Source organism: Streptococcus suis, assembly GCF_902702775.1.
In the GTDB taxonomy this organism is placed as follows: Bacteria; Bacillota; Bacilli; order Lactobacillales; family Streptococcaceae; genus Streptococcus; species Streptococcus hashimotonensis.
Genome location: NZ_LR738724.1, coordinates 794,688 through 814,514, shown reverse-complemented (window position 1 = coordinate 814,514; position 19,827 = coordinate 794,688). Strand labels below are relative to the sequence as shown.

Below are 19,827 nucleotides of genomic sequence, written 5' to 3'. Positions count from 1 at the left end.
AAAACATTTTTCTTGCTAATTTATATAGTTTGTTGTATTATTAAGATAAGACATGCACACGGGTGTCATCCTAGAAAGGAAACGATTATGGCTTGGAAATTTGATAATAACATCCCCATCTATATTCAAATCAGCAATACTATTAAATTGCAGATTGTGACTAATCAATTAAAATCTGGAGATAAACTTCCCACTGTTCGTGACTTAGCCGAAATTGCTGGCGTCAATCCAAATACCGTTCAGCGCGCTTTGTCTGATTTAGAAACGGAAGGCTTTGTTTATTCGGTTCGCACAACAGGTCGTTTTGTAACAGATAATCAAGAATTGATTACACACACTCGCCTACATTTAGCACAAAAGGAACTCGAGAATTTTGTGAACAATATGTTAGATTTGGGGTTCAAACACGACGACCTCACTGGCCAGTTAGATGATTATTTGAAAGGAGTCACTTATGAATAACGCATATACTTTGGTTGAGCTACAACAAGTTTCAAAATCTTATGGTGGCGCTGTCGCCCTAAATAATGTCAATTTGAAGCTGACTGCTGGAAAAATCATAGGACTTTTGGGACCAAATGGTTCGGGTAAAACGACCATGATTAAATTGATCAACGGTCTGTTGCAACCAGAATATGGTCAAGTATTGATCAATGGTCGTACCCCATCGCCAGAAACCAAGGCAATTGTGTCTTATCTCCCAGATACGACTTATCTCGATGAGCATATGAAAGTGCTCGAAGCAATTACATTTTTTGAAGATTTTTACGTTGATTTTGATAAGGAGCGTGCTCTCCATCTTTTACAAGATTTGGGCATTGATTTAAACAGTCGTATGAAACATCTCTCTAAGGGGAATAAGGAAAAAGTCCAACTCATTCTGGTGATGAGTCGTCAAGCGCAGCTGTATGTTTTAGATGAGCCAATTGGTGGTGTTGACCCTGCCGCTCGAGACTACATTTTAAAAACCATCGTCAACAACTACTCTCCGACTGCCTCTGTTATTATCTCTACTCACTTAATTTCAGATGTCGAGCAAATTTTGGACGAGGTTATTTTCCTACACTACGGAAGTGTTATTCGCCATGGAAATGTAGATGACTTGCGAATTGAAAGCGGAGAATCTATTGATGAACTCTTCCGCCAAGATTTTAAGGCTTAGTTAGAAGGAGATTGCTATGTTTAAAAAATTATTGAAATACGAATTTCAATCCGTAGGTAAATGGTATTTGGGAATTTATATTGCAGCTCTAGCCCTATCAGCAGTACTTGGTTTTTGGCTACAAGCATTGACCCTCCGTGCACAGGCTGGTAATACTGAACCTGGTGGTGGAGAGATGGTCTTATTGGGAACCTCCTTTATGACTTTCGGAGTTTTGATTGCGGCACTCTTCCTATCAACATTTGTCCTAGTCATCAATCGTTTTAGAAAAAATGTTTATGGCCGACAAGGTTATCTCACTATGACCTTGCCCGTATCTAGCCATCAAATCATCTTAAGCAAACTGCTTGCATCTATTGTTTGGTATGTCTTGGCAGGGATTACTTGTTTACTTTCAATCGGAATCATCCTTGCAGTCATTCTAGTAGCAAGCGAAGAGGCTATTATGCCAGAAATACAAACTTTTGTTCAAGATATCGACTGGACAGTTCTATTCAGTCAGATTGTCTATTATTTAATTGAAATTACTACTGGTATCCTTTTGATCTACTTCTCTATATCTGTCGGTCAATTATTCAAGGATCATCGCTTCCTCTTTGCAATCTTGACGTATATCGGCATTCTCATCGTTACTGGAGTATTTAGCACTTTCTTTGTCCTAAGCAACCTAGTAACAACTTATTCTACACCATTTTCTCTCTATCCAAGTCCAGTCTTAGCATTAGTCAATATTATCCTAGCTTTTGCTTACTACTTTGGAACCCACTTCATTATGACAAAGAAATTAAATCTACAATAAAAAGCTCTTTACTGGTCTAATCGACTGGTATAGAGCTTTTTTCTTAATACTGTTGGTCTAGGAGTTCCAACAAAACTTTCTTTTCTTCTTCGCTGGCAAAACTTGCCTGAATTGCGTTTTGATTGAAGCGATAAAAATCAGCCTTGCTAGTCCCAAAATATTCTACAAATAATTGATATTCTCTATTAAGTGTAGTATTAGAAACTGTACGATTATCTGTGTTGATTGTGATGTTTGCTCCTGCCTCAACTAGCTCATGATATGGAAAATACTCAATCGAATCAGCTGCACCAGTTTGAAGATTCGATGTTAGGCACATTTCAAGTGTTGCTCCGCTATTGACAAAAGCTTGGATAGCTTCAGGATTGCGAGTAAGTGCTGTGCCATGACCAATCCTTCTAATCCCAAGTTCAAGAGCTTGAATCACATTGGTCACACATCCACATTCTCCGGCATGGAAAGTCATGGGATAACCTAGTGCCTGAGTAAATTGAATAATATCCCGAAGTTCTTCCGTAGGATAGTCTGCTTCATTTCCTGCGAAATCAAATCCCACAAGTCCTTTTGGTGCCAAATCAGCAATAGCCGAAAAAAGTTCCTTCGTTTGACTCGGTTTCGTTTGCTTTAAACCACAAACCAAAAGTTTAGCAACCACTCCAAAATCTTCCTGCCCCCTGTTTAGTCCAACTAAAACTGCTGAAACCGCTTCTAAAATAGTCAAGTCTTGATCCGTCGACAGTTCTGGTGCAAAACGAACCTCAATGTAAATGATCTTATCTCTTGCAGCTTGTCGTACAAGATTATAGGCTGCCAATTCTAAAGCTGATGCAGTTTGTAAGAGTGGGCGAACAAAATCAAATAACTTTAAATAAGCCATTAAACTATCAACTTTTCCATGAACACTAACTAATTTTCTTAATGCTTCATCTTCTGCAGGAACAGTGATTTTAGCCATCTGTGCCAATTGTCGAATGACTCCGAGGGACAATGAGCCATCCAAATGACAATGCAACTCTGTTTTGACCAATTCATTTACATTCAACACTGTTAACACGACCTCCGTCTGGTATATTGTTAACTATCATATCATATTTTTGAAGAAAAACAAGAATTTTACCATAAAACCTGAACTTTCACTTGTTTTCAGTTGTATCATTCACAGACAGTCATAACCACCCGTGAAAACGGGTGGCTTGTACACCGGCTATAAGCCGTTTCTCTCCAGCGACGTCTAAAGACGTTCGCTGAACTTCGTTCAGGTTAGTGCTATAATTGCTTGACTAATGCCCGTAACAACGGGCTTTTATCTTGTTCTAAAACTGCCATCTGAAAATGGATCTTCATACTCTTTGACGCTCAATTTATCAAGTGCAATGTCATTGAACAACTAATCTCCCAGATTAGTTGTTTACTCGCGAATGTATTTCGCAACTGTCTTTTCGTTCAGCCCAACGGTACTAACATAGTAGCCTCTAGCCCAAAACTTTCGATTTCCATACTTATATTTCAAATTAGCGTGTTTATCAAATATCATTAGAGCACTTTTACTTTTCAAATATCCCATAGAATCGGAAATCGAAAGTTTTGGGGGTATCAAGACAAGCATATGAACATGGTCTGGCAGCATGTGTCCCTCAATAATTTCCACGCCTTTGTATCGACATAGATGACGGAAAATATCAATTAAGCCCTGCCTTATTTTGTAGTAAATGGATTTTCTACGGTACTTAGGTGTGAAAACTATGTGATATTTGCACATCCATTTGGTATGTGATAAACTGTAACTGGTTTTAGCCATTTCTTTTTCCTCCTTTATCTAACCTGAACAATTAGATTATATCAGGAAAAAGAAATGGAAGCTCAAAGCCTTGTCAACCACCAGCATAGCTGGTGGTTTTCTTGTTTTTCTCTACGAGAAAAACTGGCTCGAAGCCATAAAAAAAAGAACGACTATCAGTCGTTCTTCAATAACATACGGAAGACATGGGATTCGAACCCACGCACGCTGTTACACGCCTACCGCGTTTCCAACACGGCCTCTTGAGCCTCTTGAGTAATCTTCCATATATGGAGCTGGTGGGAGTCGAACCCACGTCCAAACACCTGCTAACTTATTCGTCTACAACCATAGGTTATGTCTTGCTTTAACTTGAACTCGATACATAACTCAAACCTAGACCAAGCGAGTCAGTAAATCTCTTTTGGAACTGCCTGACTCAATCCCAACGTAGCTTGCTATTTTAAGACCAATCAGCAAACACAAGCAATTCGCGACTGGTCACGCAGGCAGGTTATTAAGCTGCTAATGCGTAAGTGTTTGTATTTTTTGCAGTTATATTTAACTGGCATTTTTACATCTGCCGATGAGTTGCAGAACAAGCCTCATAATGCCTGTCGAATCCGTAACAACCCCGTAGGATTTGATACAGGAACCATTATAGCAGAATTTTTTATAAATAGCAAAATTATTTTACATTTTCCTTACAATTTAAAAAAATTTTGAAATATGGTAAAATGAAAGTATGTATAAATTTTGGCAAAAAACCATTCAAGTATTAAGTATTTTGACCCTTATCGGGACTGCTATTTTTCTGTTTTGGCTCTATAAGATTGGCATTTTGAACGACCAAAATGTCTTAAGCGATTTAATCAAAAGCCAAGGTGCTTTAGGTAGCCTCTCCTTTTTAGCTATTCAGATTATTCAAGTTGTATTTCCGATTATTCCAGGCGGTGTTACGACTGTTGTGGGTTTCCTCGTATTTCATTTTTGGTGGGGATTCTTTCTCAATTATCTTGGAATTTCAATCGGTAGTATCATCCTTTTCTGGTTGGCTCGTCGCTATGGAAAGAAATTTTGTCTCCTCTTCATGTCTGAAGATACGTTTTACAAATATGAAAGCAAAATTGATAATAAACGTAGTTATGAAATTTTCTTTATTCTCTGCATGCTTTCTCCCATTTCTCCAGCTGACATAGTGGTGATGATTACTGGATTAACAAGCATGAGTTATCGGAAATTTATTATTATCACTTTACTTTGTCGCCCCTTCTCAGTTGTGGCCTATAGCTTCTTTTGGATCTATGGAAGCCAATGGTTGCAGCAATTATTAGGATAAAGACGAACACCCTTATCTTCGGACAAGGGTGTTTTGTTTATTCTACAATCTGCTGATACATATACGGTCGACGGTCTCTAAAGAGTCCCCAATCCAAACGCTCACGCGCTCCCTTGTCCAAATCATAAGTGGCAAGTAAGATTGTCTCTTCCTCACGTCCAGCCTTGGTCAAAATGTCTCCTGTTTCATCTGTCAAGAAAGAGGAGCCATAGAAACGCAAGCTAGACGATTGACCGCCATTTTCTGCAGAAGGCTGCACTTCTTCCAAGCCGATACGGTTGGCTGCAATGACCGGCGTGATGTTGGCCGCCGCATGGCCCTGCATGGTTCGTTGCCAATGACCTTGACTATCTGTATCCAAAATCGGCTCCGAACCAATAGCTGTTGGATAAAAGAGCAATTCTGCTCCATTCAGTGCCAAACAGCGAGCTGTTTCTGGAAACCATTGGTCCCAGCAGATGCCAATGCCAATCTTAGCGTAACGTGTTTCCCAGACCTTGAATCCAGTATTTCCAGGCGTGAAGTAAAACTTCTCCTGATAATAATGGTCGTCAGGAATGTGAGTCTTACGGTAAACTCCCAAAACACTACCATCCGCATCAATGACCGCAATGGAATTGTAGAGGCTGTTTCCATCTTTTTCATAGAAAGAAATAGGCAAGACAACCTGCAATTCCTTGGCAATAGGAATAAAGTGCTGAACAGCATCATTCTCATCTACAGACTTGGCATAGTTATAATAATCATACTGGCGTTCCTGACAAAAATAAGGACGCTCAAAGAGTTCAGGCAGGAGAATAATCTGCGCTCCCTGACCAGCTGCCTGTCTGACCAAACGCTCTGCAGTCGCCAGATTTTCCCAAAGGTCCTGACTACACTGCATCTGGACAGCTGCTACAGTAACATTTCTCATATTATTTATCCTTTTCATAAATTCTTTATGGAAGATAGAATGTACCTGTGATAAGGAAAGGCGGTACAGGCTATACTAGAGTATGCCAAACCGACTTGACGCTATATCAGGGACATTTAGCCCCATAAAGGGGAATTTGCTGGGTGATACAGTGTATATTCCCACCTCCAAGTAGGATGTCGCGGGCTGGTATGCCGACGACTTTTCTGGTTGGAAAAAGCTGCGCTAGGAGATGCAGTGCCACCGCATCATGCTCGTCATCAAACTGGGGCACCAGAACCGCACCGTTGCTGACGTAAAAATTCACATAGGAAGCCGCCAAGCGTTCTCCAACAGTTCTTTCTTCCTCCCCCGCTTCATAGACATAGCCTGGCAAATCCTCCTCTGTTATTAGAATAGGATGTTTGGGAATAGGCAGTTTGTGAATGGTTAACTTTCTGCCTTTGGCATCTACTTGCTCTTCCAAGTAGTCCAAATCAGCCTTGGACATGGCATATTGAGGGTCTGCCTCATCATCCGTCCAAGCTAAAACGATCTCAGCTGGGCCGACAAAGGTCGCAACATTGTCCACGTGTTCATTGGTTTCATCATTGAAAATTCCGTATGGAAGCCAGAGGACCTTTTCAGCTCCGAGAGTATCTAGAAGCACTTGCTCAATCTGGTCCTTGGTTAAATGGGGATTGCGGCCTGGGCTGAGCAAACAGGATTCGGTCACCAAGATGGTTCCTTCACCGTCACTGTGAATGGCTCCTCCTTCTAGGACAAAGGGATGGGTATCATGAACTGGCAGACCGATGGCCTGACTAAATCGACTAGCCACCTGATCATCTGCCTCATAGTCCTGATAAAGACCATCATAGCTTCCACCCCAAGCGTTAAAAGCCCAATCGACAGATAAAGCTCTGCCATTTTCATGAACCAAGACCGTCGGACCTGTATCACGCGCCCAAGCGTCGTTGGTGGGGATGTCCAGGTAGGCAATGCCAGCCCCCAGCATGGATTGAGCCTCCTCACGGTGTGCCTCATCGACCAAGAGATAGACCTGCTCGCTTTCAGCAATGGTTTTAATGACCTGGCTGAAGGCTTTTTTTGCCCCCTGACCATCAAAGGGCCAGGAACCAGGACGGGTCGGCCACACCATTAGTGTCCCGTGATGGGGCTCATACTCAGCAGGCATGCGGTAGCCAGCCGCTTTTGGACTTTCTATCATGACAACCTCCCCTTGAAATCTTCATAGCCAAAGCTTTTGATAATTCGGCAGTCACCAGTCTTGTCCATCAAGACCAAACTTGGCAGACCGATGCCGTTGAAGGTATTGTTTTTAACAAAAGAATAGATGGCCATATCTTCAAAATAGAGTTTGTCACCAATCTCCACAGGCTTTTCAAAGGAATAATCGCCGATGATGTCGCCTGTCAGACAGGTATTGGAAGATAGTCTGTAAGTAAATGCCTTCTCTCCAGTCTCAAATCCATGACGAAGCGGTGGGCGATAGGGCATTTCCAAAACATCCGGCATATGGCAAGTGGCTGATGCGTCTAACACAAGCGTCTCAATGCCATTTTCGACAATATCCAGAACCTCTGTCACCAAATAGCCCGCATTGAGGGCAATGGCTTCACCAGGCTCAATGTAGACTTCTAATCCATAGGTTTCCTGCATGTACTGGATAGAGGAAATCAGCAAATCTAGATTATAATCCGCCCTGGTCACATGATGCCCTCCGCCCATATTGAGCCATTTGACTTTGTGAAGGTAGGGGCCGAACTTGGCCTCGACAGCCTCCAAGGTGGTTTTCAAATCATCCGAATTTTGCTCACAGAGGGTGTGAAAATGCAGGCCATCCACCAAGTCCAGCAGGTCTTCTGAAAACTGGTCAATGCGAACACCGAAACGAGAACCCGCTGCGCAGGGGTCATATAGGGCATGTTCACCTTGGGTCGAACATTCTGGATTGATTCGCAGGCCGACACTGACTCCAGCTGCTCGGCATTTGTCCATATGCTTGCAGAGTTGGCGCTCTGAGTTAAAGACGATATGGTCCGCAATTTCCAAAATCTCCTCCAAATCCGCATCCTTAAAGGCAGGGGCGAAAACATGAACTTCTCCCCCAAACTCCTCACGACCCAGCTTGGCTTCGTAGAGTCCTGATGCAGTTGTTCCAGCTAGGTATTGGCTGATGAGGGGGTAAGTGGCATACATGGAAAAGGCTTTTTGAGCCAAGAGGACCTTGCAGCCTGTACGGTCTTGGACAGACTTGAGAATTTCTAAATTATTGACCAGCTTAGCTTCGTCAATGACATAGGCTGGTGTTGGGACTTGATCGATTCTCATCTAGTCCACCAAAACTGGATTTTCTACTACCTGCCAAGGCAAACCATATTGGTTAAGCAGGTCCATAAATGGATCTGGATCCAATTCTTCCAAGTTGTATACACCTGTTTTTTTCCAAGTTCCGTCCATGACAAGCTTGGTTCCAATCATGGCTGGCACGCCAGTTGTGTAGGAAATAGCTTGGGAACCGACCTCTTTATAGCACTCTTGGTGGTCACATACGTTGTAGATGTAGATGGTCTTCTCCACGCCGTCCTTGACACCTGTGAAAATACAGCCGATATTGGTTTTCCCAACAGTACGTGGACCAAGGCTAGCAGGGTCTGGCAAGAGAGCTTTGAGGAATTGAATTGGCACTACTTCTTGTCCGTTAAAGTTGATTGGGTCAGTCCGCAAGAGTCCAACATTTTCCAAGCATTTCATGTGAGTCAAGTAGGATTGACCAAAAGTCATAAAGAAGCGAATACGTTTGACACCTGGAATGTTTTTAGCGAGTGACTCGATTTCTTCATGGTGGAGGAGGTACATATCTTTCTGACCAACTTCTGGGAAGTCATATTCTCGCTTGATAGACATTGCTTCAACTTCCACCCATTTGCCATTTTCCCAGTAGGAACCTGGGGCAGAAACCTCACGCAAGTTGATTTCAGGGTTAAAGTTGGTCGCAAATGGATAGCCGTGGTCTCCACCGTTACAATCGAGGATGTCGATATAGTGGATTTCATCAAAATAGTGCTTCAATGCGTAGGCTGAAAAAACACTGGTCACACCTGGATCAAATCCGGATCCCAAAAGTGCTGTCAGCCCTGCTTTTTCAAAACGCTCCTTATAAGCCCACTGCCATGAATAGTCAAAGTAAGCCGTAAACCCTTCTTCTTCACAACGTTTTTCGTAAATTGCACGCCATTCTGGATCCTCGGTATCCTCACACTCGTAGTTGGCCGTGTCAATATAGTCCACGCCCGTCGCCAAGCAGGCATCCATGATGGTCAAGTCTTGGTAGGGCAGGGCAACGTTCAAGACAGCTTTTGGCTGGTAGCTTTCAATCAAGGCAATCACTTCTTCTACCTTGTCTGCATCCACTTGGGCAGTTTCAATTTTTACGGAAGTTTTTCCTTCTAGGGCAGCCTTCAAATCATCACACTTAGACTTGGTACGGCTGGCAATCATGACTTCCTTGAAGGTATCTTCTGCCTGGCAAACCTTGCTGATGGCAACTTGGGCAACTCCGCCACAACCAATAACTAACAAACGACTCATTATTTTTTCTCCTCTTCTTCTAAAATGTCTTCCACGTATCGAGGCAAGAGAAAGGCTCCGATGTGGAGGTTAGCGGTATAGTATTCTGTGAAAAGCTGGCGCGCCTTCCATTTTTCCTTGTCAAAATCTTCAATAGGATGGTATTTTTTAGAGGCGAAGCCAAACAACCAATAACCCGCCGCAGATGTCGGAATATGGGCCTGATAAACACGGCTGATAGGAAAGGATTGGGTCGCCTTCCGATGCATGGAACGAAAAGCCGACTCATCTTCATCATAGAATGGCGAACCATGTTGGTAGACCATAATACCATCTTCCTTCAAAGCTCGGTAGGCGTTGCCGTAAAATTCCTTGGTAAACAATCCTTCCGTATGTCCAAATGGATCTGTCGCATCATTGATGATGATGTCATACTCATTTTCACAGTTGCGCAAGAAACGCAGACCATCTTGTAAATAAACCTCGACCCGCTCATCTTCCAAGCCAGAGGCATAGTCTGGGAAATACTGACGACAAACTTCCACAAGGAGTTCATCTGGCTCTACAACGTCAATACGTTCGATTTCAGGATACATACCGAGAACTTGGGCAACGCCACCATCTCCTCCACCCAAAATCAATATTTTCTTAGGATTTGGATGAACTGCCATGGGCACATGGACGGCCATTTCGTTGTAAACAAAGTCGTCCGCATCTGAAAAGAGAACCCGACCATTAAGGGTCAAAATCTTTCCAAAGGCTGGCGAGTCCAACACAGCAATGTCCTGAAATTCACTCTTGCCAGCATAAAGTTGTTGACTGGTGCGAATGGATAACTTAACATCTGGCGTTTGGACTTCTGAAAACCACATTTCCATCTTTAGCCCTCCTTTATAACGTTTATGTAGTTGACATCTGGATCTTCCGTACCTTGGACGGAGCAACCGCGCTCCTTGGCAAAGATGATGTAGTCAACAATTTCTTGGGTCACTCGTTCTCCAGGGGCCAAAAGAGGAATACCTGGAGGATAGCACATGACAAATTCCCCGCAGACCTGACCAACTGCTTCTTGCAGGGAACGGCTTTCCCGCTCTGCATAAAAGGCTTCCTGCGGTGACAAGACCAGCTGCGGCTGGATGTATTCTCCTGAGATCAGGTCCGAACCATCTCGTGAATAGAGTCGCTTAATGTCAGCCAGAGCCCCCACCAGTCGCTCAATGTCCTGCAAGCGGTCACCGATTGAAATATAAGCCAAGATATTGCCAATATCACCAAATTCAATCTGAATATCATATTCATCTCGCAGAAGATCGTAGACTTCGATACCAGTTAAACCAATGCCTTGTGTGTAAATAGAAAGTTTCGTCACATCAAAATCATGCACCGTTTTGCCATCAATCAATTCTTTAGAATAGGCATAGTAGCCACCGATGGCATTGATTTCACGACGAGCATACTCAGACATTTCAATGACTTTTTCAAAAGACTCTTTCCCACGAAGGGCCAGATTTCTCCGTGAAATATCCAGACTAGCCAGCAAGAGATAGGAAGCGGATGTTGACTGGGTCAGGTTGATAATCTGACGGACATACTCCACATTCATATCTGGACCGACCAATAAAAGCGAGCTCTGGGTCAGACTACCACCTGACTTATGCATGGAAACAGCAGCCATATCAGCCCCCACATCCATAGCCGCCTCTGGCAATTGGTCCGAAAAATGCAAATGCGCACCATGAGCCTCATCTACCAAAACTTTCATGCCCGCTGCGTGAGCTTTCTCAGTCAAGCTACGCAGGTCCGAGCAAATGCCATAATAGGTCGGATTGTTAATCAAGACAGCAACAGCATCAGGATGCTCTGCAATGGCCCGTTCAAAGGCTGCATTTTCCAAGGCAAGAGCAATGCCAATTCGTGGCTCCACGCTCATATCCACATAGACAGGGATGGCGCCACAAAGGACAAGGGCATTGAGGGCTGACTTGTGGACATTTCGAGGAAGGATAATCTTATCGCCCGCCTTACAGGTTGCCAAAATCATGGTCTGGACAGACGAAGTAGTCCCTCCAACCATGAGAAAGGCATGACTGGCACCAAAGGCTTCTGCCGCCAACTCCTCCGCCTCTCGAATAATGGAGACGGGATGCCCTAGATTATCCAAAGGCTTCATGGAATTGACATCAATCCCCACGCATTTTTCTCCTAACAGTTCGACCAACTCAGGATTTCCGCGCCCTCGTTTGTGTCCTGGGACATCAAAGGGAACAATCCGTTTTCGGCGTAACTGTTCCAACCCCTGATAAATAGGGGCTTGGTGTTGATTTTTCATATTGAAAAACTCCTTTGCTCGATGGACTCCCACCCTTTTTTAAACAAGTAAAAAGAGCAGGGTTCATCCTGCTCTACAATCCAAATCGACGTTTTTTATTCTTCTCTTGAGTTTATGTGCCTACCGTTTCCTACTCTCCAGTGCAAATATATACGTACTTTATTGACCGTTTCACAAGATGACGTGTGCTTTCACCACACTAAATTTGATATACGAATTAGGGATGAACCCTAAAATCAACTTATAAAATGTAGGCTTTTAACCCTATCAATAATGTGGCTTACGCCACGCTTCGGCATTCGACCCGCCTGTCCGTAGGCTTTGGTTATGATCAATAGCAGAGCTACTCATCCCATATAGGTCTGATATTTGCTAGAATAGGTATGACTACTTTTCCTAGGCCTGTTTATTGTAACACGGAAATTTCTCTTTGACAAGTATAATTTTTAATATTTTTTACAAAAAATCCAAACATTAATAAAAAAATGGCTTCAAACGTTCGAAACCATTTTATTTTTTTATTTAATTCCTAATGCAATTCGAGCATAACGACTCATTTTTTGAACGGTCCAAGCTGGTGACCAAACCAGTCTCACATCTACTTCTGTTACTTCAGGAACATCCTTCAGTACATCATGAATTTGATCGGTGATTAGATCAGCTAATGGACAACCCATGGTCGTCAAGGTCATATCAATTTCAGCCTTGCCCTCAATAAATCGGATTTCATAAATTAACCCTAAATTGATAATATCAATACCTAGCTCAGGGTCAATCACATCTTCAAGAGCATGAAAAATACGCTCCTGAATGTCTTTAATTTGATCTTCTGTGTACGTCATTTTTCTCTCTTTCTTGTTCACAAGTTCAATACTAGAAAAGAAACAAACCAAGTTTGTGTCAAAAAGTCCACTTAGCGCTCCCTTTCTCATTTCAAGGGGAGCGGTTAAAATAGCCCACTGGGCTTTGGCCGCTTTCTTATTTCTAGGCTCAGGTTAAAACACCAAAGGTTAGTCTGCTTTAATATTTCTGGGCAGGCTTCAACAGTCTGGGAGACTGTTGAAGGTTGGAGATGAAACAAACCAAGTTTGTGTCAAAAAGTCCACTTAGCGCTCCTTTTCTCATTTCAAGGGGAGCGGTTAACCTTGTCCGCTTTCGTGTTTCTAGGCGGACGTTGAGAAAGCCTATCCGTAGGCTTATTCCTCGCTTTCCTATTTCTAGGCTCGGGTTAAAACACCACGTCAGTGGTGTTTTAATCCTCAATAAAGTCTCTGAGTGGTTTGCTGCGGGATGGGTGGCGGAGTTTACGGAGGGCTTTGGCTTCGATTTGGCGGATGCGTTCACGGGTTACGTTAAAGACTTTACCAACATCTTCAAGCGTGCGCATTTTACCATCATCTAAACCAAAACGAAGACGCAATACGTTTTCCTCACGGTCAGTAAGAGTATCCAATACCTCATCTAACTGTTCACGAAGAACGACACGAGTTGTGTAATCAACTGGATTTTCAATGACTTCGTCTTCAATAAAATCTCCAAGATGACTATCATCTTCTTCACCAATTGGGGTCTCAAGTGAAACAGGTTCTTGGGCAATCTTAAGGATTTCACGAACTTTCTCAGGCGTCATATCCATACGCTCTGCAATTTGCTCAGGAGTTGGATCTTGGCCCAATTCCTGCAAGAGATTGCGTTGTTCACGGACCAATTTGTTAATGGTTTCTACCATGTGAACAGGAATACGGATTGTACGCGCTTGGTCCGCAATGGCACGAGTGATAGCCTGACGAATCCACCAGGTTGCATAAGTTGAAAACTTGAAACCTTTAGAGTAGTCAAACTTGTCAACGGCCTTCATCAAGCCCATATTTCCTTCTTGAATCAAGTCAAGGAACTGCATACCACGCCCTACATAACGTTTAGCAATGGAAACAACCAAACGCAAGTTGGCTTCAGCCAAACGTTGCTTCGCTTCTGGGTCACCTGCTTCAACCGCCAATGCCAATTCTTGCTCTTCTTCGTTGGTCAAAAGAGGTACAACACCAATTTCTTTCAAATACATGCGGACTGGGTCGTTCACTTTTGCAGAAGTGCTTCCGAGCAATTCTTCATCAGATAATTCTGGCTCTTCCTCTACCTGCATAGCACGAGCAGAAGGGTTCCCTTCTTTATCGACAATCGAAATCCCTGCGTCCTGAATACGTTGGAGCAAATCATCGATTCCGTCAGCATCAAGCGTAAATGGAATAACCAGTTGGTCATTGATTTCATCGTCTGTAGCTGAACCTTGTTTTTTATGGTTACGGATAAATTCGGCAACTTGTACATCAAAAGTAGTTACTTCTGTTTTTTTATCTTTTTTATTTGTCATATTTACTCCATTTGTCTTCTTCTATCGAGGAGTTTTTGCAACTCATCGAGGGCAATATCTGCATTTCCCACATGGGAATGTTCACGGATTTTCCGTGCTAGGTGCTGGTTCTCCTTCTTTAACAATTCCTTGTCTCGCCGAATTTCTAATTCTTCGATTTCGTGTGGAGACACTTCATTAGGTAAACGTTCTTCCTGCATACGATACCAAGCCTGTTGAGCGGAATCGTTCAACTGTGATAGTTCAAAACTGGTAATTTCCCCAGATTTTTTTAACATATCATAAATAGCTTGCAATTCTGGCGTCGCAAAATAAAAATCTTCTCGTAAACGGAACTCATTGAGAATATAAGGATGTTCAACCATCCGATAAAGTAAATGGTTTTCTGTTCGAATAAGACTCGTTATACGAGCAATCGTTTGGACTGGTGGCAAATAAGACTGACCAGTCTGTGATTGAAATACCTGTTGTGTTCTCTCCTGGCGCTGGTTCAGACGAACAGCATTTACTGCCTGTTCCACCTGATTATAATCAAAGTCAGAAAGTAAATCCGCCACCTTATAAATATAAGAATTTTGAGCTGTAATGGATGATACTTTGGCAATAATTGGTGCAATCTTATCTACAAACTCAATCTGCATTTGTAGATTGTCAGGATTTTCAGGTTTCAAGTATTGAATCAAAAATTCTACATCGCTGATTCGTGACTTGGTTAAAACCTGTTGCAAGGCTTCTTCCGAATTTTTCTGCAAAAATTCATCTGGGTCCATATTATCTGGCAAGCTCACGATTTCAACCTGAAAATCTTGTAATTCGTCCAGCGCCTTCATGGTAGCTGCCTGTCCAGCCTTATCCCCATCATAAGTCAGAACAATTTTCTTACAAAACTTAGCTAGGTGTGCAACATGCTCTCTTGTCAAAGCTGTTCCCATGGAAGCCACTGCATTATCAATCCCTACACGATGAGCAGCAATAACATCTAGAAAACCTTCCATGAGATAGGCTTCACGTTGCTTCTTAATAACCGCTTTAGCCTTGTCTAAATGATACAATTCATAGCTTTTATTGAAAATCGCAGTACTACGAGAGTTTTTATACTTAGCTAATTGTTTATTGTTTCGATCTTCTTCGGTCCAAATCCGACCTGAAAAAGCTACAATTCGACCATATTCATCCGCCAAGGGGAAAATAATCCTAGCTTGAAAGGCGTCATAAATAATATTATTCTCACTTGGATTGAACAAACCCGAATTCAATAGACTTTCTTCGTCATATTGACCTGATAGTTTTTGGTAAAGAATATTCTGTTCGGCCGGAGCTAAGCCTAGCTGGAATGTTTTTATGACATCATCTGTCAAGCCACGTTGGTGTAGATAAGCTCTAGCTTCCTCACCCATTTTGGTTGTCATCAAAAGGGCATGATAAAACTTTGCGGCATCCCGATGAATATCATACAGGACCTGATGCGGACTAACCCTTTTCTCCTCTTGATGATAGGAAGGAGTTACATCTACTTGAAAACCTGCCTTCTCAGCTAAGATAGCTGCCGCATCCGCAAAAGAAACACCACGAACTTCTTCGACAAACTTGAATACATCTCCGGACTTACCACATCCAAAACAATGGTAGAACTGCTTGTCTTCAATCACATTGAAAGACGGGGTTTTCTCCCCATGAAAAGGGCAAAGACCGACATAATTACGTCCGGCCTTAGTCAAAGCAACCGTTTCACCAATAACGTCAACGATATTGAGAGCTTGTTTTATTTCAGTAATTTTATCCTTTGAAAGCACATTCCCTCCTCATATCATACTAGCTAATTTAAAAAGTGAACACTCTTCCCTTAGTTTAACATACTCTATTGTATACTAAATACGGGAAAATGTAAAATTTCTAAAACAAATTGCTTGTAAAATATTTTTTTATGGGTATAATAGGTTAAGTAAAATATTTATGAAAGGACATATTTAGGATATGTTGAAAGAATTGAAAAATTTCTTGTTCCGCGGGAACATTGTTGACCTTGCTGTTGCGGTTGTAATTGGTGGTGCGTTTGGCGCTATCATCACTTCTTTTGTTGATGACATCATCACTCCGTTGATCTTAAACCCTGCTTTGAAAGCAGCAAACGTTCAAAACATCGCTGATCTTGCTTGGAACGGTGTTAAGTACGGTAGCTTCTTGAGCGCTGTTATCAACTTCTTGATTATCGGAACTTCAATGTTCTTCGTTGTTAAAGCAGCTGAGAAAGCAATGCCTAAGAAGGTTGAAGAGCCAGCTCCAGCTGGACCAACTCAAGAAGAATTGCTTGCAGAAATCCGCGATTTATTGAAAAAATAATCAATAATATATTGAAAAACAGGTCTCCATACCTGTTTTTCTCTTCCATAATTACAAAAATAAGATGTGAGCCTCCACTCACATCTTTTCTTATCCTTCGTATCCATTTGGATTTTTCGATTGCCAGTTCCACGTATCGCGACACATATCTTCAATTGTTTTTTCTGTTTTCCAGTTGAGTTCAGCCAGAGCTTTGTCTGCATTAGCATAAAAGGACGGAAGGTCTCCTGCTCGATTTGGCGCAAAGCGATACGGAACATCTACACCTGTTACTTGAATGAAAGTATTTACCAATTCTAAGACACTTGTTCCTTGACCAGAACCTAGGTTATAGGTATAAACCTGATTAGCTTCATCTAATTTTTCTAATGCTCGTACGTGTCCTTTGGCCAAATCAACAACATGGATATAGTCTCGTACACAAGTCCCATCTGGCGTATCGTATGCATTTCCAAAAATATTGAGAAATTCACGTTTACCAACTGCTACCTGAGCTACAAATGGCATCAAATTATTTGGAATGCCTGATGGATCTTCCCCAATCAAGCCTGACTCATGAGCTCCAATTGGATTGAAATAGCGCAACAACGAAATAGACCAATCTGGATCAGAAACATAAATGTCGCGAAGAATCTGTTCACACATGACTTTCGTTTGACCATACGGGCTTGTTGGAACTCCTACTGGCATATCCTCTTGATAAGGAGAGGGATTAAAACTGCCATAAACAGTCGCACTAGATGAAAAGACGATTTTCTTCACATCAAACTCAGCCATCACTTCAACCAATGAGAGAATGGACATGATATTATTTTCGTAATAAGCACCAGGTTTTTGAACTGATTCTCCTACTGCCTTAAATGCAGCAAAATGGATCGCTGACTCGATATTTTCTTTCTCGAATACCTGACGCAATCCCTGTTTATCTGCTACGTCTAGCTGATAGAAGGTCGGTCTCTTTCCTGTAATTTCTTCAATACGATCCAATACCTGGATGCTTGCATTAGATAAATTGTCAACAATTACTACTTCTTTACCTAAATTTAACAATTCGACAACCGTATGACTACCAATATAACCTGCACCGCCAGTAACTAAGATACTCATCTCTTTACTCCTTTTCACCTGGACAAAAATTCTATATCCCTATTATATGTTACCTGTTGTAAAAAGTAAACAAAAAACAGCCTTTCGGCCGTTTTCAAATTCAATTAGAATTTTTTACGCTTGCGAGCTGCTTCTGATTTACGTTTACGTTTTACAGATGGTTTTTCGTAGAATTCGCGTTTGCGTGTTTCTTGAAGAGTACCAGCTTTAGTAACCGCACGTTTGAAACGACGAAGAGCATCATCAAGTGATTCGTTCTTGCGTACTACTGTTTTTGACATTATTTTCACTCCCCTCAATTTCAAAGTCTTTATCATTTTACTATGATTCAACTCATTTGTCAATATTTTTTAATTCTAAGGTATGTGTCTAAATTTTTGAGATTTGCCAATACCTCTTATAATACAAGCGTTGACAGAGATTTCTCACTACCGATTTTTTTCAAAAAAAGCCGATACAAGTATTTTTTCCTTGTATCAGCCTTGACGATATTGTTTTCTTTATGCTACAATAAGCTATGGCTGATTAAGCAAGGCCCACTTGTCTTAATCGGTGGTGTAGGAATTCCCGTTCCTACACCTTTTTTGATTTTTGATACAATCATTATAGCACATTATTAATGATAATGCAATCGAGAATATGCCAAAAAACACTAAAAATGCTCTACTTTTAGCGTGTTCGGTTTAACTTCATAAGCCCTCGTAGTTGACCTTTTTTCGGTTGCTTAAAAATTTTTAATAAACTATGATCTGTTTCATTAGGCAGTAATTTTTTTACCTCTCCACCCGACATCCCTCTACCATAACTATAGTTCTGCCACTCTCCAAAAAATAAGTCACGTAAATCCTCTAGTCGATCTAGTAGTATCATTCGAGCCATAGTACAAGCTCCGTTTTCTGACCAGTACATCCCCCTCTTCTTCATCCGGTAGGTTAGTTTCCTATGCTGTGATTCCATAATACCTAAAGAATGTGTTGGTAGTCCTCTTAATGCAGCAGACTTAGTCTGACTAAATCTCTTCAAAAACTTATACTTAAAATGCAGAAGTTTAGCCACTTCCTCCTCATTCTCAGCCATAGCTTCACACGTATCAAATACAACTTCTGCATCTGACTTGTTATGAGAGTATTTGGCAGCCAATAGCCTATCCGTCAATTCTTCAGGATAATTTTTAAGGATAGTCCTAATTTTCTCGTCCACATGGTAAGCATCCCAAAAGTGTTCATGCCTTTTTATTCCAAGAGCTTTGGCTATCTCAAGGAAGATGCGTCTTGTATAGCCTTTACCATTATCCGAGTTTGTAATTAGAACAGTTTCTGGTGTTATTTCAAAATGATTATAGAGATAGTCCAACAAGTCATCCTTAGCTTGATTGTAATTGATATGGACAATCTCTTTTTTGTTTTCAAGCATATATCTGTTGGGACTAATCTGCTTTCGACCTGTATGGACTACAAAATGGGATAATTCCCGATTCCTACGCTCGTCTGCCTTTTCTGTGCATTTAACCATAACCCCGTCACCCTCAACATAGATGAACTTACTCTTTATCTTTTGAAGTTCGTTACTTGGCTTATTTATATGACATTCTTCTCTTTGTTTGAGCAATTCTCCTGCTTCCTTGATAGCCTTAAGTACAGTGTCTTTAGTCACGTGGAATCCAAGGCAGGTTTCAATCACTATTCCTACTTGTCGATAGGATAACATAGTTGACAACTTTGAAACATAATAAAGCAACTCTCTCGAAAATCGGGTATGCTTTCTAAGCCCTAATTTCTCATCGATTGGAATTCTTGTGCGTACACCATTGGTCCAACGGCTTCTGGAAAAGGTAACTTCCCCAAAGGTGAATAAGACTGTCCGTTCTACTTGGTTAATCCGCCGATAGCCGTTAGCTCTCATGATTGGTGCTATATAAGCTTCGTACTGCTCAATATATTTCAGGAATCGCTCCTGGGTATTCTCCCGAAACTCTGCTAATAATTCTCTCTCATCAATTACAAAATTGTTCATCATACTATTTTATTCGTTTTTGAGCAAAATAAAAAGCCCTCTCCAAAAGGAAAGGGTTATAATCTTATAAATATATCCACAAATGCAATTATGTTTATATTTGC

Annotated in this window: 18 protein-coding genes, 1 tRNA gene, 1 other RNA gene and 1 pseudogene; 5 read left to right on the top strand and 16 right to left on the bottom strand. The window is 41.6% G+C overall.

Annotated elements, in window-relative coordinates:
- The first annotated feature begins 87 nt into the window (after window positions 1-87).
- The 3 genes from GPW69_RS04050 to GPW69_RS04040 are packed head-to-tail and all read left to right on the top strand — an operon-like array spanning window position 88 to window position 1,961.
- The gene (locus GPW69_RS04050) at window positions 88-462 is read left to right on the top strand and encodes a GntR family transcriptional regulator (protein WP_024408988.1); all 375 of its coding nucleotides are present in this window, start codon (window positions 88-90) and stop codon (window positions 460-462) included.
- Window positions 455-1,162: an ABC transporter ATP-binding protein gene (locus GPW69_RS04045; protein ID WP_024408987.1), complete on the top strand. Its 708-nt coding sequence runs from the start codon at window positions 455-457 to the stop codon at window positions 1,160-1,162. Before GPW69_RS04050 ends, GPW69_RS04045 begins: the two co-directional genes overlap by 8 nt.
- Window positions 1,163-1,178: 16 nt before the next feature.
- Window positions 1,179-1,961, top strand: a complete 783-nt coding sequence (locus tag GPW69_RS04040; protein WP_024408986.1) for a hypothetical protein — start codon at window positions 1,179-1,181, stop codon at window positions 1,959-1,961.
- 43 nt (window positions 1,962-2,004) lie between these two features.
- Here GPW69_RS04040 and add read toward each other — a convergent pair whose 3' ends face one another.
- From add to ssrA, 4 genes and pseudogenes are all read right to left on the bottom strand, one after another.
- Window positions 2,005-3,006, bottom strand: a complete 1,002-nt coding sequence (gene add, locus GPW69_RS04035) for an adenosine deaminase (RefSeq protein ID WP_171841451.1) — start codon at window positions 3,004-3,006, stop codon at window positions 2,005-2,007.
- Between the two features lie 258 nt (window positions 3,007-3,264).
- Window positions 3,265-3,759: pseudogene (tnpA, locus tag GPW69_RS04030) on the bottom strand (IS200/IS605 family transposase).
- A 177-nt stretch (window positions 3,760-3,936) separates the two neighbouring features.
- Window positions 3,937-4,024 (bottom strand) — tRNA-Ser (locus GPW69_RS04025).
- 2 nt (window positions 4,025-4,026) lie between these two features.
- Window positions 4,027-4,374: a transfer-messenger RNA gene (ssrA, locus tag GPW69_RS04020) on the bottom strand.
- A gap of 109 nt (window positions 4,375-4,483) precedes the next feature.
- Between ssrA and GPW69_RS04015 the strand changes: the two genes are divergently transcribed.
- Window positions 4,484-5,077 carry a TVP38/TMEM64 family protein gene (locus tag GPW69_RS04015; RefSeq protein WP_024385388.1) on the top strand — a complete coding sequence of 198 codons (594 nt, stop codon included), beginning with the start codon at window positions 4,484-4,486 and terminating at the stop codon, window positions 5,075-5,077.
- A 37-nt stretch (window positions 5,078-5,114) separates the two neighbouring features.
- On the opposite strand, the gene aguB is transcribed toward GPW69_RS04015, so the two are convergent.
- From aguB to dnaG, 9 genes are all read right to left on the bottom strand, one after another.
- Window positions 5,115-5,990, bottom strand: a complete 876-nt coding sequence (gene aguB / locus GPW69_RS04010) for an N-carbamoylputrescine amidase (RefSeq protein ID WP_074390977.1) — start codon at window positions 5,988-5,990, stop codon at window positions 5,115-5,117.
- Between the two features lie 106 nt (window positions 5,991-6,096).
- Window positions 6,097-7,200 carry an agmatine deiminase gene (gene aguA / locus GPW69_RS04005; RefSeq protein WP_074390976.1) on the bottom strand — a complete coding sequence of 368 codons (1,104 nt, stop codon included), beginning with the start codon at window positions 7,198-7,200 and terminating at the stop codon, window positions 6,097-6,099.
- Window positions 7,197-8,324, bottom strand: a complete 1,128-nt coding sequence (gene nspC / locus GPW69_RS04000; RefSeq protein WP_074390975.1) for a carboxynorspermidine decarboxylase — start codon at window positions 8,322-8,324, stop codon at window positions 7,197-7,199. The genes aguA and nspC overlap by 4 nt, the downstream gene beginning before the upstream one ends.
- Window positions 8,325-9,584: a saccharopine dehydrogenase family protein gene (locus GPW69_RS03995; protein WP_074390974.1), complete on the bottom strand. Its 1,260-nt coding sequence runs from the start codon at window positions 9,582-9,584 to the stop codon at window positions 8,325-8,327.
- Window positions 9,584-10,441, bottom strand: a complete 858-nt coding sequence (speE, locus tag GPW69_RS03990) for a polyamine aminopropyltransferase (protein ID WP_074390973.1) — start codon at window positions 10,439-10,441, stop codon at window positions 9,584-9,586. The genes GPW69_RS03995 and speE overlap by 1 nt, the downstream gene beginning before the upstream one ends.
- A 2-nt stretch (window positions 10,442-10,443) precedes the next feature.
- The gene (locus GPW69_RS03985) at window positions 10,444-11,892 is read right to left on the bottom strand and encodes an aminotransferase class I/II-fold pyridoxal phosphate-dependent enzyme (RefSeq protein WP_044760918.1); all 1,449 of its coding nucleotides are present in this window, start codon (window positions 11,890-11,892) and stop codon (window positions 10,444-10,446) included.
- Between the two features lie 518 nt (window positions 11,893-12,410).
- Window positions 12,411-12,734 (bottom strand): metal-sulfur cluster assembly factor, encoded by a 324-nt coding sequence (locus tag GPW69_RS03980; protein WP_002935553.1) that lies wholly within the window; start codon window positions 12,732-12,734, stop codon window positions 12,411-12,413.
- A gap of 410 nt (window positions 12,735-13,144) precedes the next feature.
- The gene (gene rpoD / locus GPW69_RS03975) at window positions 13,145-14,263 is read right to left on the bottom strand and encodes an RNA polymerase sigma factor RpoD (RefSeq protein WP_002935555.1); all 1,119 of its coding nucleotides are present in this window, start codon (window positions 14,261-14,263) and stop codon (window positions 13,145-13,147) included.
- Window positions 14,264-14,265: 2 nt separating this feature from the next.
- Entirely contained in the window at window positions 14,266-16,056 is a 1,791-nt protein-coding gene (gene dnaG, locus GPW69_RS03970) for a DNA primase (protein WP_044673027.1), read from the bottom strand.
- Between the two features lie 181 nt (window positions 16,057-16,237).
- On the opposite strand from dnaG, the gene mscL reads away from it, so the two are divergent.
- Window positions 16,238-16,603 (top strand): large conductance mechanosensitive channel protein MscL, encoded by a 366-nt coding sequence (gene mscL / locus GPW69_RS03965; RefSeq protein WP_024406913.1) that lies wholly within the window; start codon window positions 16,238-16,240, stop codon window positions 16,601-16,603.
- Window positions 16,604-16,693: 90 nt separating this feature from the next.
- Here mscL and galE read toward each other — a convergent pair whose 3' ends face one another.
- From galE to GPW69_RS03950, 3 genes are all read right to left on the bottom strand, one after another.
- Window positions 16,694-17,710, bottom strand: coding sequence for a UDP-glucose 4-epimerase GalE (galE, locus tag GPW69_RS03960; RefSeq protein WP_074390972.1), 1,017 nt, complete (start codon window positions 17,708-17,710; stop codon window positions 16,694-16,696).
- 104 nt (window positions 17,711-17,814) lie between these two features.
- Window positions 17,815-17,991, bottom strand: coding sequence for a 30S ribosomal protein S21 (gene rpsU / locus GPW69_RS03955; protein ID WP_000048054.1), 177 nt, complete (start codon window positions 17,989-17,991; stop codon window positions 17,815-17,817).
- A gap of 388 nt (window positions 17,992-18,379) precedes the next feature.
- Window positions 18,380-19,723: an ISLre2 family transposase gene (locus GPW69_RS03950; RefSeq protein WP_074390979.1), complete on the bottom strand. Its 1,344-nt coding sequence runs from the start codon at window positions 19,721-19,723 to the stop codon at window positions 18,380-18,382.
- Window positions 19,724-19,827: the final 104 nt, after the last annotated feature.